Below are 14954 nucleotides of genomic sequence, written 5' to 3'. Positions count from 1 at the left end.
TTTTCGCGCTACTTTTCGCGTCAGCTGTATGCGTGGTCAATACTAGCCGCAGTTGCGGGAACCCGTAATCCCATGTACCCGACGCGACCTCCAGCAGACTGGCCGGGCGTGTCGCTACCCCACCTCACCAGCAGTGATACACGTATCACGCGTGCTACGTCGCACACGTATCACGCGTGCGAGGGGTGCGAGGTCTAGGCTTCCCGCATGGACGTCTACGACCTGATCAACCAGAAGGGCGGGGTCGGCAAGACCGCGAACACCATCGGTCTGGGCGGCGCGCTCGCCGAGGCCGGCGAACGCGTGCTGCTGGTCGACCTCGACCCCCAAGGCCACCTGACCGAAGCCCTGGGCGTGGCGGAGTCGCCGGACGAGGCGACGCTGAAGATGGCGATGCTGGGCGAGTGGTCGGGCGACGTGCGCGAGCTGGTCGCCCAGTACCGGCCCCGCCTGCACGTCGTCCCGACCAACCTGGACGCGTTCCTGCTGGACCGGGGCCTGTACATGTCGACCGGGCGCGAACACCGCCTGGCCCGGCTGCTGGAGACGCTGGAGGACGACTACGACGTCTGCCTCATCGACTGCCCCCCGTCGCTGGGCGCCTCCACCGACGCGGCGCTGATGGCCGGGCGCCGGCGGCCGGGCCGCGGGGGCGGGCTGATCGTGCCCGTGGAAGCCGAAGACTCCTCCATCCGCGCGCTGCGGCTGCTGCTGCGCCAGGTCGGCACGCTCGGCCACGTGATGGGAGTCGACCTGGACGTGGTGGGCCTGGTGCCCAGCCGCGTCGACACCCGCGACGGCGCCGTGGTCACCAGCACCCTGGAGGCCTTCCGCAACCTGGGCGAGCCGCCGGTGATCGCCGAGATCAAGAAGCGCAAGGAGATCCGCGAAGCCTGGCGCGCGCGACTTCCGGTCACCGAGTACGCCCCCGACTCCGAGGCCGCCGGGTGGTACCGCGACCTCGCCAAGGCGGTGCGGCGATGAGCGCGGCCCGCAAGAAGCCGGCGCCGCCGGACATGGGCGGAGTGGCCGACGACTGGAACCGCCTGGCCACCATGCGCCAGCAGGAGCACGCGACCCCCGCCGAGCCCGCCCCGGCGGCCCCGGCGCAGCCGGCGTCGGCGCCGCAGGCGGAGCCGGAGAAGACCCGGCGCAGCTGGTACGTGGACAAGGCGGCCGCCGAGGCGTTCCAGGCCGCCGTGGACGACATCCACCACGCCACCCGCGCGCCCAAGCACGAGGTCGCCAGCCGCCTGCTGCGCGCCGCGGCCGAGCACGCCGACGGGGTCTCCGACGCCATCAAGCACGAATATCACGCGTGATACTCGTGCTACCCGTGCGACGTCGCACTTGTGCGACGGGGACCACGCCCCGCTTGTCAGCGACGGTCGAACAGGGCGTCGCTAGGGGCCGTCGCACCCGTCGCACGGGTGATACGTCCTTCGCGTATCACCCGTGCGACGGGTATCACGCGAGTTCAGCCGGTCGAGACGGTCTGCGCTGGGGCGCGGGCGCGCGCAGAGATCGCGGCCTCGTGGACGGGCCACGGGGCGTCCGGCGTCTGCACCAGGAGGCATTCGCGGGAGTCGGCGTCGAGACTGCGGTGGAAGCCGTAGCCCTGCGCGCGGAGGAGTTCGCCCAGGGCGGTGTGCATGGCGGCCGTGCGCGCTTCGTTGGCGGCGCGCCTGCCGCGTCGGCCGCGGCCGGGCAACTGCCAGCGGATGCGCACGGTGTACTCGCCGACCGGCGTGGCGTCGTAGCCGGGCCCTGCCTGTGCAGCGTCCTGGAGGCCGGCGGATTTGAACACCGCGCAGATGCCCTCCAGTAGGGCGTCGAGTTCGTAGCGAGGCATGAGGCGACCGTAGCGGGAGCCCGGGCCGGTGTTCCGCAGAACGCGGGATCCGACGCTCGTATCACGCGTGCGATGCGTATCACTTCTGCTCTGGGATTCGGCCCGACACACGAAGGCGCCCCCGGCCATCCGGCCGGGGGCGCCGCGGGGGGTGGTCGTCGGTCAGGCGGTCACGGGGTGGGAAGGACGTCGTCCAGCCCGGCCCGGGCCAGCAGGCGGCCGGCCTCGTCCTCGATGTCGCGCGCGGTGGCGCGCTGGAGACGGTCCTGGCGCCAGGCGTCGATGACGGAGCTCAGCGCGACGCCCAGCGCCGCACTCGCCCCGATCTGGGGCCATGTGGCGCCGGTGGCCGCCGCCAGGGCGGCCAGGACCGCGGCCGCGGTCAGCAGACGCGTCGTGGCGTAGCGGGAAGTGCACAGCACCCGGGCCCAGGCGCCCCACCACCCCGGGCGCGCGGTCACGCGGGCCAGGCTCTGGGCGGGCAGCGCCCCGCGGGCGTGCAACACCTCGCCGGCGACGTCGCGGGCGGTGGCCGCCGCCTGGTCGCGCTGGTCCGGGGGAACGTGCGGCAGCGCGGGGTCGATCAGCACCTCGGGGGTGCCGATGCGGTCGGCTTCGGGGGCCTGGGCGGTCAGCAGGTCGCTCAGCGGTACGGACATCAGCGGCATCCTCCGGGCTGGGTGTGGTAGTTCTTCTCGCCCCGGTCGGCGGCGTCGTAGGACAGGCCGCAGCGGGGGCAGTGGGTGATCAGGACCTCGAAGGCGGCCGCGGCCGCGCGCAGCATGCGCAGCACGGCGGTCACCCCCGCACGTGGGTCGGGGTGACCTGGCAAATCCAGCCGCCCACCGCGCCGATGCCGCCGCCGGGCAGCATCGGCTGACCGCAGCAGGTGGGGGCGGCGTGGACGACGGCCAGGCGGCGCAGGTGCGCAACGATGCGAGACACTGGGACATGCACCTCTTTCTGGTGTTGGCCCCGGTCGGGCGTCCTGGCAGATGTGCCGACCGGGGTCGTTTTCGTGTCGGACCGTGCGGTCCCCCCACCGCCCCGCTTCGGCGTGGGCGGCAGAGGCGCCGGCGGTCAGCCGGTGTGCTCGCGGGTGCGGGCCCACCGGGAGGCGGCCTCGGCCGCGGCCAGCAGCAGCACACCCGCGCCCGTCAGTGCCAGAGCCAGGGGAGCGGGGGAGGCGATGACCAGCGCGCAGGGCACGATCCACACGAAGTGGAAGGCCTGGTCCAGCGGCTCGGCGCCGCCGTTGCCGTAGTAGCCGCTCTTGTGGGCGATCGGGTCGGTGGCCAGCACCAGGCCGCGCAGCGTGAAGCGGCGGTCGGCCCACCAGTGGGAGGCGGCGTTGAGCCCCAGCCCCAGCAGCAGGGCCAGAGGCGAGACCCCGGTGCCGGTGGCCGCGAGCACCAGGGCCAGCATGGCGAGCTGGGCCAGCGTCAGCGTGGCGACGTGGCCGGTACATGCGGCCCGGCCCGCATGCGTGCACGCCCCCTTCGTGACGGCCTGGTGGTCGGTTTGGAGCCAGCGGTCGCCCGCGTGGTGGCCGGCCACCAGCGCGACGGCGGCGAGAACGGCGGTGAGGGCATCGGCGTAGGGCATGACGAGATCACCTTTCGGCGGGTGCGGGTGCGTGGAGATGGGGGACCCGGGGGAGTCGCCACACCCCCCGGGACGGCCTCCCAGACGGAGCGGACCGGGGGGTGTGGCGACTCCCCCAACCCCCCCAACCCCTCCCCCGTTTCGCAGGTCACAGGGTTGGGTGAGGGGGTTGGGGGACCCATCCGCCGGATGGGGGGGTCGGGGGAGTCGACCCCCCGAGCTCCCTCCGGCGGTTCTCAGGCCGGCGGGGCGCTCTGGCGCCGGGCGGCCGCGGCCAGGTCCTCGCGGGCGTAGCCGCGGGCGGTCCGCCCGCCGCGGTTGAACTTGTTGGGCAGCGTGGACACGCCGTAGCCGTTCAGGTCGGCGGCCAGCGCCCACGAGCTGGCATAGCCCAGCGCGGCGGCCAGGTCCTCGGAGTGGATGCGGTCGTCGCCGGCCTCCTCCAGCACCGCCAGGGCGCGCCCCAGCACATCGGGCTCGCCGTCCTCGGCCGGTCCGGTGCGGTCGGGCAGGCTCCACTGCTCGGGCGCGGCGATCACCGCGGCACCGCCGCCGACCTCCTCCAGCTCCCCTTCCTCGTCGTCGTCTTCGCGCAGCCAGTCCTGGGCGCTCATGGGCACCGAGCGCAGGTGGCCGCGCCCGGACCCGGCCCCGGCGGGCACGCCCCGCTCCTGGCGGTCGTGCTCGGTGGCCTCTGCGGCGGCCGGTGCCCCGTCGCCGAAGGTGGCGGCCATGCGCTCGTAGCGCCGGGCGTAGGCGGCCCCGGCCGCCCGGACCGAGGCCGCGTCCAGCTCCGGGCGCCGGGCCGCGATGGTCAGGGCGAGTTCGCCGATGCGGCGCGGGGTGAGCTGGAAGCACCGGAACGGGCGGATGGGCCCGCCGTCGGTGAGGAACCCGGTGCCCGGCCCCGCCAGGTCGTCGCTGGAGAGGTTCTTCCACCCCAGCAGGTAGGCGATCTCCTCGTCGTCGGACCCGGCCATCGCCCCCCGGCACACCGCCTGCTTCTTGATGGCCGGGGCCAGGGTGTCGGCGGTGGCGCGCAGCGAGGACAGCACCGGGGTGACCGCACTGTCGCGGGCGATGTCCTGCAGCTCCTCCAACCCCTTGCGGACCTTGGCCAGCGTGCCCTTGGTGTTGGTGGGGTTGAGCAGCGTCTTTCCCTCGTCGGCGATCAGCACGATCTCGGGCAGGTCCTCGCCGATGGGCAACAGGCTGCTGTCGGCGGCCAGCTTCTTGTCGAACGCCGATTCCTTGCGGCCGCGGGAGATCTCCAGCGCCGCCTGCACCATGGCCAGCGCGTCATCGGGTGTGCAGGCCGCCCAGTCCAGGGCCGGGCGCTCGGACTCGCCGCGCAGCCACGGCTCCAGCCACGCCCGGCTCAGCCCGCCGCCGGTCAGGTCGATGTGCCAGATCAGCGCGTCGGTGCACCGGCCCACCCCGGCCGTGGACACGTTGAGCAGGGTGGTCTTGCCCGAGCCCTTCTGCCCGGCGAACAGCGCGGAGTGCTCGCGCCACGACACCTGGGCGGGGCTGGAGTCGCGGTGCTCGCCCAGCACCACCGGGTCCAGGATCGAGCGGGGCCCGAAGTCGCCCGGGTAGTCGATCGATTCGCGCATCCGGTCGGTGGTGGCCACGTGCAGCACCACGCTGCCGCGGTGCGGGCCCCGGTCGATCTCCACGCCGCAGCCCTCGGGCAGGCGGGCGTCGCCCGACAGCGCGTCGGCGTAGGGACCCAGCACCTTGCGGGTCATGCCCCCGGGCGGGGTCACGGTCAGCGAGTAGCCCGCCCCGGTCGCCCAGTGCCGCACGTCCTCGACCGCGAAGGGCCTGCGGCGGGTGATGCGCCCCAGTCGCTCCTCCCACTCGCGCTCCAGCCGGGCTTGGGAGCCCAGCACCAGAGCGGTACCGCCGGTCGTCGCCGCGGCCTCGCCGCGGGAGCGGGCGGCGAACACTCTGGACAGGCCGCCGCTGACCGCCGCACCCACGCCCAGGGTGAGCAGGGTGTTGACATCCCAGGGGGTGTGCACCAGGCACCAGGTCAGCCAGGACCCGGCCCCGGCCCACCGGGCGAGGTTGAACACGTGGCCACCGGGGGTGGCCTCGGAGTGGGCTCCCACCGCCACCGAGGTCGCGGCCCCGGCGACCGCCCCGGCCGCCCCCCAGAAGGGGGCGATGTCCAGGGCGGTGCCGGCGGCCGCGGCGGCGGTGAGCCCCAGGGCGGCCACCGTCGTGCTCGACGCGGCTCCGCCCCCGGTCAGCGACCAGTCCACGCTGGTGGTGTGGGTGCGCTGGGTGCGGTGGGTGCCCACCGGACTCTCCTCTCACTCGATCGTGCAGGTCAGCGGATGTCTCAGACGTTCCAGGCCTGCTCGTTGGGCCGCGGCGCGTCGTTGCGGCGGATCTCCTCGGCGTGGACCTGCTCGAACAGCGGCGCGATCTCCGCGGCGGCCGTGCCCGCCTGCGCGAAGGCCTGGAACAGCTGGAACATGGCCTCGGTGACGCGGGGGTCGATGGGGTAGTTGTCGGCCAGCTGCATCACGTAGCGGCGGTAGGCCAGCGCGATGTTCTCCGAGATCTGGGGGAGCTGGCGCAGCTCCTGGCGCACCGACCACATGTCCTCGGGCACGTAGGAGGTGACGGCGGTGTTCAGGTCGGCGGTGCTGGCGACCAGCGGGTTCGTGGACACGTGAGCGCTCCTGTCCTTCGGTGCGGATTCGGTCGGGGCCCCCGTGCGGGGGCCGGGGCCGGCAGAGGGTCCTGCCGACGGTCCGGGCTGGGCCGACCCGCTCGGGTCGGTCCGCTCGTGGCGGGGCCCGGGGCCCGGATCGGGCCCGGGATCGGGGTCACCGGCGGCCTGTTCGCCGCCGGGCTGCTCGGTGTGGGGTGCGGGACCGGAGTCGGCGGCCTGCGCCTGGCCCTCGTGCTGGGCACCCGGCCCGCGGCGGCGCCACCGCAGGCGGGCGGCCAGCGGCGCCAGGCGCGCGACCACGCCCACCAGCACCCGCACACCGCGGGTGCGCCGGGCGCGTGCGGCCGCGGCCGCGATGCGGCGCCCGGCCGACGTGCGGGCCAGGCGGCGCCCGCCGCGGGCGGCCGCCGCACCGCCGGCGCGCAGACCCCGGCCCGCGGCGGCCGCGCCGGTGCGCAGCCCGCGCGAGAGGCGCCCGCCCGTGGCGGCATCCACGCGCCGCGCCGCAGCGCCCGCGCGCGCCCGGGCGGCCTTGGCGGCCTGGCGCATCCCCCGCGCCCCGCCCGCCCCCGAGCGGGAGCGGGCCGTGTGGGGCCCGTCGGCGGTGGCGTGCTCGGTCCCGCCCCGGCGGCGCCCGCCGGAACGGCCCCCCTTCGCAGCGGACCCCGCACCGCCGCCCTTGGCGCCGCCGCCGGTGCGGGAAGCGAACCCGCGCGCGGCACCCGCGGCCTTCCCGAGCGGCCCGCCACGGCCCTTGGCGCCGCCGGTGCGGCCGCCGGAGGCGCCGGTACCGCCGGTGCGGCGGGAACCTCCCGCACCCCCGGCGGCGCCCGCACCGCCGGTGCGCTTGGCGCCACCCAGCCCGGATGCGCCCGAACGCCCGGCGCCGGTACGGCCCGCACCCGCGCTCGCCGCACCTGCCGAGCGGCCGGATCCGCCGCCGGCCACACCGCCCGAACGCGTCGCCGCGCCCGCACCGCCCCGGGAACCCATGCCGGACTTCCCGCCGCCGCCGGACTTCCCGGCGCCGCCGGTCGTGCGGCCGCCCAGACGCCCCAGGGACCCCGCACCGCCGGTGCGGGCCCCCGGCATGCGCCCCGCGCCCGCCCGGCCGGGGCCGGCCCCGGCCGGGCGGGCGCCGCGGTGGCGCCAGCGCCGGTAGCCGTAGGCGGCCCCGCCCGCGGCCGAGGCCGCTCCGGCACCGGCCAGCCCCCACACCCCGGCCACCTGGTAGAGCCCGGCCGCGCCCACAGCCACGGTGCTCGCGCCCCCGGCCACCATCTGACCGGCCGGGATGCGCCGCTGGGGTGCGGCCTCCTGCCCCTGCCCGGTGGGACGGTCCGGGCCCGCCTCAGCCGGGGCCGGCGCCTGCTCGCGCGGCGCCGCCGGCGCCGCCTCGTCCTCGTCGGCCCCGGCGGGGGGCCGCTCCTGCTCGGTCTCGCTCATCGGGGCTCCTCACAGGCCCGGCAGGGCCAACTGGTCGGCGCACAGCGCGCACCGGTCGTGCGGGGCACTGCGGTGGCGCTTGGGCTGGCGGCACCGCTCCTCTTCGGGCGGGGTCACCTCGACCAGGTGGGCGTCGCGGTCGTCGGTGGCGTAGAGGTGGGCCGGGTGGTCCGTCCCGGACCAGCCGCACCCGCCGCACACCGCGCGGTACAGGTAGGCCTCGCCCTCGTCGGTGGCGCCGATCCGGCGCCGGACCACGGGCCGGTGGCGCGTCACTGGTCACCCCCCGTCTTGCGGGGCTTGGACACGGCGGGCCGGTACTTGCGCACCGTCTTGGGGTCCATGTCCAGCTCGCGGGCAGCGGTCTTGACCGGCGCCTCGGGATGGGCCATGTAGTAGCGCCACACCGTCGTCTGAGCGTCGTCGGAGCGGCGCCGGGCCGCCTCCTCCAACGCGGGCGGGGCGGTGTCCTCCCCCCGCGCGGGGGTCCCGTCGGGGCCCGGTTCGGTGCTGGCCGCACCGTCGTCCCCCGGGGGGACATCCGGCGCGTGGCCCGGCCCGCTCTGGCCGTCGGCCGGGGGATCGGCCAGGGCCAGCCCGCCGCCGTCCCCCGCCTCCACGGCGGGGTCGGCCTCCGGCTCGCTGGCGGTACGCAGGTAGTCCTCCGCGGCCGCCAGGCCCTGGTGCACCTCGCCCTCCAGCGCGTCCTCCGGGCGGCGGTCCTCCTCCGCGGGCCCGCCGCGGCCGGCCACCGACGCCAGGACCGTGCGCCACCCGCCCGCACCCGGGGCGGTGGTGGTGCGCTGGGCGTGGACGTCGGCGTCGGCGACGGCGCCCAGGATCTGCTGCATCACCAGCGCCAGCACCGCCGTTCCGGTCGGGAACAGCGCGGCCCCGAACCCGGAACCGACGATCGAGAGCACGATGCTGGTGGCCAAGGCGACCCACTCCAGCGCGGTCACCGCGGTGGGCATGACCCCGCCGGCACGGTGCAGCACCGAGCGGGCCACGATCCCCCCGGCGACCAGGGCGATCACCGCGGGCTCATAGCCCCACGCGGCCGCGGCGACGCTGGGCCCGATCAGCTCGACCAACCCCTGGTGGACCCCGGCGGTGGAGGCCGCACCCATGCCGACGATCCCGACCGCGCCGATGCCCACGACCCCGTGCTGCAGCCGCTCCAGGGAGGCGGCCCGGCGGGCGGGGGAGTCGGCCAGCTCGCGGCGGCGCATCAGCCGGTGGCCGCGGTCGTCCATGGCCGCGTCCCACTCCGTGCGGCGCTGAGCGCGCAACTCGGAGCGGTGGCGGGTGCGCAGCCGGTCGCGCTGGCGCCGCGCGGACAGCTTCGTGCGCCGCTGGCGCATCGCGGGGTTGGTCTCGGCGTCGTCCAGCAGGTCCAAGTCGGGGATGGAAGCGACACCCTTGGCGACGCGCACCTGCTCCTGCAGGCGCTCCACCAGCGCGTCATCGCTCGTGTCCTTGCGGGTCACCGGTCCACCTCCTCGGTCTCAGCGGCGCCGGCCGCGGAGAGGTCGGCCACCAGGTCATCGGTCAGATCAGCGAGGTTGGCCACGGCGACCTCGGCCCACGCCTGGGCCTCCTCGGCGCGCAGCCGGGCCGCCCGCTCGTGCTCCAGCTCGCCGCACAGCTGCGCGGCCACCTGCTCGGCGTCGACCGCGCGCTCCTGGGCGGCCTCCACATCGGCCGCATCGACCTCCACGTCGTCGGGCTCCAGGCCCAGCGCCCGCTCGATCTCGCCGTAGACGGCCAGGGCCACGCCCGCGACGACGAGCCAGGTCCACGCGGTGCGGTCCTGCAGCGCCAGGCCCGCGGGCACGGCCACCGCCAGCACCGCCGCGCACAGCACGCCGCGGGCGGCCTCGCGCCGGATGCCCTCCAGGTGTTGCAGCGGGTGCATCCGCATCAGGCCACCTCCGCCAGCTCGGAGCGGCCCGCGGTGGCCGCGGACGCGGTGCCGGCCAGAACGCCGCGCTGACACAGGCACCGGGCCAGCGAGCGAGCACGGGCGGGCATCTCCAGTGCGACCTCGACGAGGTCGGCGGCGATCTCAGCGGCCTGCTCAGCGGCGATGTCGCGGGCGGCGCCGATGCGGGTGACCGTGTCCTCCAGGTCCTCGCCCTCGCGGGGCGCGGGGTTCCACAGCGCGTCCTCGTCGGGCTCCTCGGCGGCGAGGACGTCGGGCTCGTCGACGGCGTAGGGGTTGGTGATGCCGGTGCGCGGGTCGTGGCCCGGTTCGCCGGTGGCGTCGGCCAGGTCGGCGAGGTCGGTGCCGGCCTCCTGGGCGATCTGGGCGAGAGCGACCAGGTCGGCGTGGGTGGCGGGAGCGCCGTAGAGGAGGTTCTTCAGCCGCTCGCGGTCGATGCTGGTCAGTAGGCTGTGAGACATCTGGGTCTGTCGTCCTCTCAAGGTGGTGGACCCGGTCCGCGGCCTCGGTGCGCTACCACCGGGGCCGCTTTTTTGATCTTGCCAACAGTCATCTTTGTACGTACTGTACGTACAAAGATGACTGTAAGCATGGGCATGTGAAAGAGTCAATACTGTTGGCTAGGAAGGCGGGGAAATGACTGATCAAACTCTGTGGGAGGGCGTCTACTCGGCCCTGCGACAGCAGATCGAGGCCGGGGGGCTGCCCCCCGGGGCCGACGTTCCCCGGGAGCTACGCCTGGCTGAGGAGCACGGGGTGAGCAGGCAGACCGTCCGTGCGGCCCTCACGAAGCTCCAGCAGGAGGGGCTCATCACGCGGGGGCGTGGAAGCCGCGGGCGCCAGGTGAGGGACCGGCGCCCGCTGTGGTGGAAGCTCAGCGAGTTCGAGCGTGGCTCACGTCGTGATGACGGCGAGAAGGGGCATGACGACTGGGCTGCGGGCGTGACTGATCAGGGACGCGAGCCTCGCCAGGTCGTCTCCGTCTCCATCGAGGCAGCCGTCCCCGAGATTTCCGCTGCTCTGGAGCTTTCGGACGGTTCCCTCGTGGTTCGTCGGCAACGCGTCCGATACGTCGATGGACTTCCCTTCCAGCTCTCCACCAGCTGGTTTCCTGAGGACATCGCCCGCGATACCCCGCTGATGGAGAAGCGGGACGTTGCGGTCGCCGGCGGAATCCTGCGCAGCATCGGCCATCCCCAGATATGGGGGCGGGATGTCATCACTGTCCGCATGCCTACACCGGCCGAAGCGAACCAGCTGGATCTCCCGATGGGAACTCCAGTCGGCCAACACAGCCGCACCGGATACGGCGAAGATGGAGCACCGGTGCGTCATATGATCACTGTTTTCCCAGGCGATAGGCATTGCCTGGTCTATGAGCTGGAGTTGTCGTGACCCTCCCAATCCGTGTCGCCGGACCCGAAGATCTCGATGCCCTCATCGGGCTGCGGATCGAATCGGAAACCTGGCTGCACGCCGCGGGGATCCAGCAGTGGACCAACCGCGAACGCGGCATCCGGAACCTCAGGGAGGGCGTAGATGCGGGTGTCACCTACGTCGTCGGCAACGACAGCGTTGTAGTGGCCACGCTGACGCTCAACGGCCCCGATCCTGACTTCTGGACGGCCGAAGACGATCCGGAGAGCGCGCTCTACCTCTACAAGCTCATGATCACCGGAACGCACCGGGGCACTGGGCTCGGCGACAAGCTCATGGACTGGGCATGCGCTCAGGCTGAGGAACGCGGCAAGCAGTGGCTCAGGCTCGACTGCTGGCGGGACAATCTGGCGCTCCAGGACTACTACCAGCGCCGCGGCTTCGACCATGTGCGGACCGTCGAAGTCGAAGGGCGGGGATCCGGTGCGCTGTTCCAGCGGCCAGCCGCACTCCGAACGGCGGATGCCGAGATGGCTTGCCTGGCTGACCAGTAGCCGTATTCAGCGCTACGGTCTCCTGACATGACGAAGGCCCGGCGGCAACCGGGCCTCGTCGAAAACTAGATGAGCTGGCTGACTAGGAACCACCTGCTCACCCGCTATATGAGCTTTGACGCCATCCTACCGGAAGCCGGTGGTGGCGTCGCGGGAGAGCCACGGGTTACAGGGTTCTGTGTTGGCAGCTCTAGAGAGCGATGCTACGTGAGCACCGAGAACACCAACTCCGCAGACGAGGGCATGACCCTCCGGGCCCCCGCCGCCGAGGGAGACGGCTACTACAAGGCCAAGGCGCTCCAGTGGGTCGATCTGTGCCCCCACATGGGCACCGCCGAGAAGACCCTGCTGCGGGTGCTGACGAACCTGACCACCAAAGAGAGCCCGACCCGCCGACTCGCGCCAGCCGAGCTGCGCCAGATGGTCTACTCCGGCCCCGTGGAAGTGGGCCAGGCCCCCAAGGTGATCTCCGCGAGTGGCCTGCTGCGACTGCTGCGCTCGCTGGCCGAGATGGGCCAGATCACCGCTACCGACGGGTCCCAGCTGCGGTTCAGCTCCGGAGATTCGGCGCAGCTGCGCGGGATCTCCATGGTCATCTGGCGCTACCCCCGCCACGAGTGCGGCTGCGCGCGCAACGCCTTCGACGCCCTCGCGATCACGAAGGGTGAGCTCCCCTACTTCGGCCCTGCCAGTTCCAACCTGGCGGCCCAATGGCCCGCCCGCCCTGCTGACCAGCCTGGTCAGGAAGTTAACCAGCCTGGTCAGGAAGTTAACCAGCCTGGTCAGGAAGTTAACCAGCCTGGTCAGGAAGTTAACCCGGATTCGCAGAGTGACCAGGAGAAACAGGACCCACCCTCTTCTTTCTCCTCTTCTTTCTCCTCTTCTTCCTCCGGCGCCGGTGTCACACCCGGCACACCCCAGGTCGATCCGAAGGAGGAGGAGGAGGAGTCGCCTAACGGCAGAAACAGCGGCGCCGACACCGCATCCGACCCGGTCGTGGACACGATCCGCTCGACCACCGGCGCCGACGCCGCCGAGGCCGACGCCGTGATCGACCGGCTCAGGGAGCGCGCCCGCAAGCGCGGCGCCGAGATCGGCTCGATCGCCCGCTACGTCGCCGGGTTCGACAAGCGGGACCTGACCGGCCACCTGCAGGCGGTGCGCCGTGAGCGTGCGACTCAGAGCCCCACAGGCGCATACGGGGGCGCCGCCTGCGCGCTGCACGACGAATCGGCGCCGTGCCGCGCCTGCCGCGTCGACTACACCACCGGCCAGCGCGACCACCTGCGAACGGAGCTGGACCGCGTCGGCGCCGGCGCCCGCCCCGACCTCGCCGAGCTGCTGGGCGAGGTCGCCCCGGCCTGAGACGACGCCGGGGGCGCGGCCCTACCCGCGCCCCCGGCCGACCCCCGCTCGAACCGGCGACCGAGGTCGCCGACCTGCACCGAACGGAGAACCCCAGTATGTCCGAGACCACGCTGGACACCCGCACCGTCCCGCACGACATGGACGCCGAGATGGCCGCCCTCGGCGGCATGCTGCTGACGCCGTCCGCCGCCGCCGACGTCGCCGAGCTGCTCAACGCCGCGGACTTCTACCGCCCCGCACATCAGACGATCTACCGCGCCGCCGCCGCGCTCATGGACCGCGGCGACCCGGTCGACGCGATCTCGGTCAACGCCGAGTTGGACAAGCTCGGCGAGATCAACCGCGTAGGGGGCGCCCCCTACCTGCACACCCTGGCCGCGTCCATCCCCACCGCCGCCAACGCCGCCTACTACGCCCGGATCGTGGCCGACAAGGCGCTGCTGCGCCGCCTGGTGGAGACCGGCACCCGCGTCGCCCAGATCGGCTACACGGGCGAGGGCGAAGCCGCCGCGCTGGTCGAAGACGCCCAAGCCGAGATGATGGCGATCACCTCCGGTGCCGAACCCGAAGAGGACGCGTTTTTCCGGTCGTTCATGCCGCAGGTGGTCGCCGGAATCGAGGACCGCGCCAACGCCGACACCAACCTGGTCGGCCTGCCCACCGGGTTGAACGACCTGGACGAGCTCACGCGCGGGTTCCGCCCCGGCCAGCTCATCACCGTGGGCGCCCGGCCCAGCCTCGGCAAGTCGACGCTGGCCCTGGACATGGTCCGCGCCGCATCCGTCAACGCCGAGGACCCTGCGCCGGCGGCGTTCTTCAGTTTGGAGATGGGCCGCAATGAACTGGGGGAGCGGCTGCTGTCGGCCCAGGCGCGGGTCGCGTTCACCCGCATCCAGGCCGGAACCGTCGATGACGCCGACTGGGCGCGCATGGCCGAGGCGATGCCCCGCATCAACGCCGCCCCGGTGGCCGTGCGCGACGACGTGAACGACCTGCGCATCATCCGCTCGGTGTGCCGCCGGATGAAGGCCACCACCGGGTTGCGGCTGGTGGTGGTCGACTATCTCCAGCTCGTGGAGACGGGCGAGCGCTCGGAGAACCGCCAGCAGGACGTGTCGGCCGTCTCGGGCGCCCTGAAGGCCATGGCCAAGGAACTGGGCGTGACCGTGATCGCGCTCTCCCAGCTCAACCGGGGACCGGAGAGCCGCGACGACAAGAAGCCCCGCATGTCCGAATTGCGTGAGAGCGGGTCGATCGAACAGGACAGCGACATGGTGATCCTGCTGCACCGAGACGATTTCTACGACCAGGAGTCGGTGCGTGCCGGGGAAGCCGACCTGTTCGTGGTCAAGCACCGCAACGGCCCCACCGCCACCCTCACCGCCGCGTTCCAGGGCCACTACGCCCGCTTCATGGACATGGCCCGCGGCTGACGAACGCATCAGAGGCCGGGTCTCCAGACGTACGAATCCCCACCTGTACGCCGTACAGGTGGGGATTCGTACGTCTAGTCAGGCGCCTTCGACGGTGGTGTCGTCGATCACCACCCGCGGCGCCGGCTCGTCGGGCCCGCGCGGGCCCGAGATTTCATCAAGGACGGGGGCGATCTCGTCGTAGACCCGCTTAGCCAGCACGGTCCCGTTGGCTCCGCAGCCGGAGGTCTCCATCCAGCCGCCGTAACCGCAGGTCTCGATGTTGTCGAGGTACTCGACCAGCTGGGCGCCGCTGAGCCGGTACTCCTTCAGGCCGCGATCGGCCAGCTTGCCGCCAGGACTCGTGCCCTTCACATCGCCGAGGTCGGAGTTGATGCCGCCCGGCATTGTCTCCTCCCACAGGTCCGATGTGATGACCAGCTCGAACACGGATACGCCGGAGGCCTTGTCCATCCGCTCGTCGTGGCCCTTGGGCGAATCGGCGTCGGCGCCGCACCCTGAGACCGCGATCAGCGCCGCTGCGAGCAGCACGGTCCCCTTGCGGCGGCGTAGTCGGCGACCGTCCGCCGTCGGCCACTGTGCCCCAGTCAGTCGCTGCACCATCGCTGTCATCGTCACCTGAACCTCCTCAGCGCATCGGCCGCCGCCCGCCGGCGGCGGCCCTCCCGCACGCTGCTCTCGGCCG

The 14954-nt window shown here is 73.3% G+C and carries 18 protein-coding genes; 6 read left to right on the top strand and 12 right to left on the bottom strand.

Annotated elements, in window-relative coordinates; genetic code table 11:
* The first annotated feature begins 207 nt into the window (after positions 1–207).
* Both HNR25_RS25275 and HNR25_RS25270 read left to right on the top strand, forming a co-directional pair.
* Positions 208–984: a ParA family protein gene (locus tag HNR25_RS25275; RefSeq protein ID WP_184640692.1), complete on the top strand. Its 777-nt coding sequence runs from the start codon at positions 208–210 to the stop codon at positions 982–984.
* The gene (locus tag HNR25_RS25270) at positions 981–1322 is read left to right on the top strand and encodes a hypothetical protein (protein WP_184640690.1); all 342 of its coding nucleotides are present in this window, start codon (positions 981–983) and stop codon (positions 1320–1322) included. Before HNR25_RS25275 ends, HNR25_RS25270 begins: the two co-directional genes overlap by 4 nt.
* 155 nt (positions 1323–1477) lie before the next feature.
* On the opposite strand, the gene HNR25_RS25265 is transcribed toward HNR25_RS25270, so the two are convergent.
* The 11 genes from HNR25_RS25265 to HNR25_RS25220 all read right to left on the bottom strand — a co-directional run bounded on the left by HNR25_RS25265 (position 1478) and on the right by HNR25_RS25220 (position 9998).
* Positions 1478–1852, bottom strand: coding sequence for a hypothetical protein (locus HNR25_RS25265; protein ID WP_184640688.1), 375 nt, complete (start codon positions 1850–1852; stop codon positions 1478–1480).
* 170 nt (positions 1853–2022) lie between these two features.
* Positions 2023–2511 (bottom strand): hypothetical protein, encoded by a 489-nt coding sequence (locus HNR25_RS25260; protein ID WP_184640686.1) that lies wholly within the window; start codon positions 2509–2511, stop codon positions 2023–2025.
* Positions 2511–2645, bottom strand: a complete 135-nt coding sequence (locus tag HNR25_RS26690; RefSeq protein WP_281387849.1) for a hypothetical protein — start codon at positions 2643–2645, stop codon at positions 2511–2513. The genes HNR25_RS25260 and HNR25_RS26690 overlap by 1 nt, the downstream gene beginning before the upstream one ends.
* A 5-nt stretch (positions 2646–2650) precedes the next feature.
* A complete protein-coding gene (locus HNR25_RS25255) occupies positions 2651–2797 on the bottom strand; it encodes a hypothetical protein (protein ID WP_184640684.1) in 147 nt (48 codons plus the stop codon).
* 135 nt (positions 2798–2932) lie between these two features.
* Positions 2933–3457, bottom strand: a complete 525-nt coding sequence (locus HNR25_RS25250) for a hypothetical protein (protein ID WP_184640682.1) — start codon at positions 3455–3457, stop codon at positions 2933–2935.
* Between the two features lie 236 nt (positions 3458–3693).
* On the bottom strand, positions 3694–5766 hold the full coding sequence (locus tag HNR25_RS25245) for a hypothetical protein (RefSeq protein ID WP_184640680.1): 2073 nt from the start codon (positions 5764–5766) through the stop codon (positions 3694–3696).
* 41 nt (positions 5767–5807) lie between these two features.
* Positions 5808–7592, bottom strand: coding sequence for a hypothetical protein (locus HNR25_RS25240; protein ID WP_184640678.1), 1785 nt, complete (start codon positions 7590–7592; stop codon positions 5808–5810).
* Between the two features lie 9 nt (positions 7593–7601).
* Positions 7602–7868 carry a hypothetical protein gene (locus HNR25_RS25235; RefSeq protein WP_184640676.1) on the bottom strand — a complete coding sequence of 89 codons (267 nt, stop codon included), beginning with the start codon at positions 7866–7868 and terminating at the stop codon, positions 7602–7604.
* Entirely contained in the window at positions 7865–9082 is a 1218-nt protein-coding gene (locus HNR25_RS25230) for a hypothetical protein (RefSeq protein WP_184640673.1), read from the bottom strand. Before HNR25_RS25230 ends, HNR25_RS25235 begins: the two co-directional genes overlap by 4 nt.
* Positions 9079–9516 (bottom strand): hypothetical protein, encoded by a 438-nt coding sequence (locus HNR25_RS25225; protein ID WP_184640671.1) that lies wholly within the window; start codon positions 9514–9516, stop codon positions 9079–9081. The genes HNR25_RS25230 and HNR25_RS25225 overlap by 4 nt, the downstream gene beginning before the upstream one ends.
* The gene (locus HNR25_RS25220; RefSeq protein WP_184640669.1) at positions 9516–9998 is read right to left on the bottom strand and encodes a hypothetical protein; all 483 of its coding nucleotides are present in this window, start codon (positions 9996–9998) and stop codon (positions 9516–9518) included. Before HNR25_RS25220 ends, HNR25_RS25225 begins: the two co-directional genes overlap by 1 nt.
* A 175-nt stretch (positions 9999–10173) precedes the next feature.
* Between HNR25_RS25220 and HNR25_RS25215 the strand changes: the two genes are divergently transcribed.
* The 4 genes from HNR25_RS25215 (at position 10174) to dnaB (ending at position 14269) form a co-directional block, all read left to right on the top strand.
* On the top strand, positions 10174–10932 hold the full coding sequence (locus HNR25_RS25215; protein WP_184640667.1) for a GntR family transcriptional regulator: 759 nt from the start codon (positions 10174–10176) through the stop codon (positions 10930–10932).
* Positions 10929–11468, top strand: a complete 540-nt coding sequence (locus HNR25_RS25210; RefSeq protein WP_184640665.1) for a GNAT family N-acetyltransferase — start codon at positions 10929–10931, stop codon at positions 11466–11468. Before HNR25_RS25215 ends, HNR25_RS25210 begins: the two co-directional genes overlap by 4 nt.
* Positions 11469–11675: 207 nt before the next feature.
* A complete protein-coding gene (locus HNR25_RS25205; RefSeq protein WP_184640662.1) occupies positions 11676–12833 on the top strand; it encodes a hypothetical protein in 1158 nt (385 codons plus the stop codon).
* A 98-nt stretch (positions 12834–12931) separates the two neighbouring features.
* Positions 12932–14269 (top strand): replicative DNA helicase, encoded by a 1338-nt coding sequence (dnaB, locus tag HNR25_RS25200; RefSeq protein WP_184640661.1) that lies wholly within the window; start codon positions 12932–12934, stop codon positions 14267–14269.
* 78 nt (positions 14270–14347) lie between these two features.
* On the opposite strand, the gene HNR25_RS25195 is transcribed toward dnaB, so the two are convergent.
* A complete protein-coding gene (locus HNR25_RS25195) occupies positions 14348–14887 on the bottom strand; it encodes a hypothetical protein (protein ID WP_184640659.1) in 540 nt (179 codons plus the stop codon).
* Positions 14888–14954: the final 67 nt, after the last annotated feature.

The organism is Streptomonospora salina (assembly GCF_014204715.1).
Classification (GTDB): Bacteria; Actinomycetota; Actinomycetes; order Streptosporangiales; family Streptosporangiaceae; genus Streptomonospora; species Streptomonospora salina.
The sequence above is the reverse complement of the archived record's forward strand: the minus strand, read 5'-3'. Positions and strand labels throughout refer to the sequence as shown.

Bases quoted from the DNA above. Each gene is read 5' to 3' on its own strand.
- HNR25_RS25275 (WP_184640692.1), top strand. From the start codon at position 208: ATGGACGTCTACGACCTGATCAACCAGAAGGGCGGGGTCGGCAAGACC.
- HNR25_RS25270 (WP_184640690.1), top strand. From the start codon at position 981: ATGAGCGCGGCCCGCAAGAAGCCGGCGCCGCCGGACATGGGCGGAGTG.
- HNR25_RS25265 (WP_184640688.1), bottom strand. From the start codon at position 1,852: ATGCCTCGCTACGAACTCGACGCCCTACTGGAGGGCATCTGCGCGGTG.
- HNR25_RS25260 (WP_184640686.1), bottom strand. From the start codon at position 2,511: ATGTCCGTACCGCTGAGCGACCTGCTGACCGCCCAGGCCCCCGAAGCC.
- HNR25_RS25250 (WP_184640682.1), bottom strand. From the start codon at position 3,457: ATGCCCTACGCCGATGCCCTCACCGCCGTTCTCGCCGCCGTCGCGCTG.
- HNR25_RS25240 (WP_184640678.1), bottom strand. From the start codon at position 7,592: ATGAGCGAGACCGAGCAGGAGCGGCCCCCCGCCGGGGCCGACGAGGAC.
- HNR25_RS25225 (WP_184640671.1), bottom strand. From the start codon at position 9,516: ATGCGGATGCACCCGCTGCAACACCTGGAGGGCATCCGGCGCGAGGCC.
- HNR25_RS25220 (WP_184640669.1), bottom strand. From the start codon at position 9,998: ATGTCTCACAGCCTACTGACCAGCATCGACCGCGAGCGGCTGAAGAAC.
- HNR25_RS25215 (WP_184640667.1), top strand. From the start codon at position 10,174: ATGACTGATCAAACTCTGTGGGAGGGCGTCTACTCGGCCCTGCGACAG.
- dnaB (WP_184640661.1), top strand. From the start codon at position 12,932: ATGTCCGAGACCACGCTGGACACCCGCACCGTCCCGCACGACATGGAC.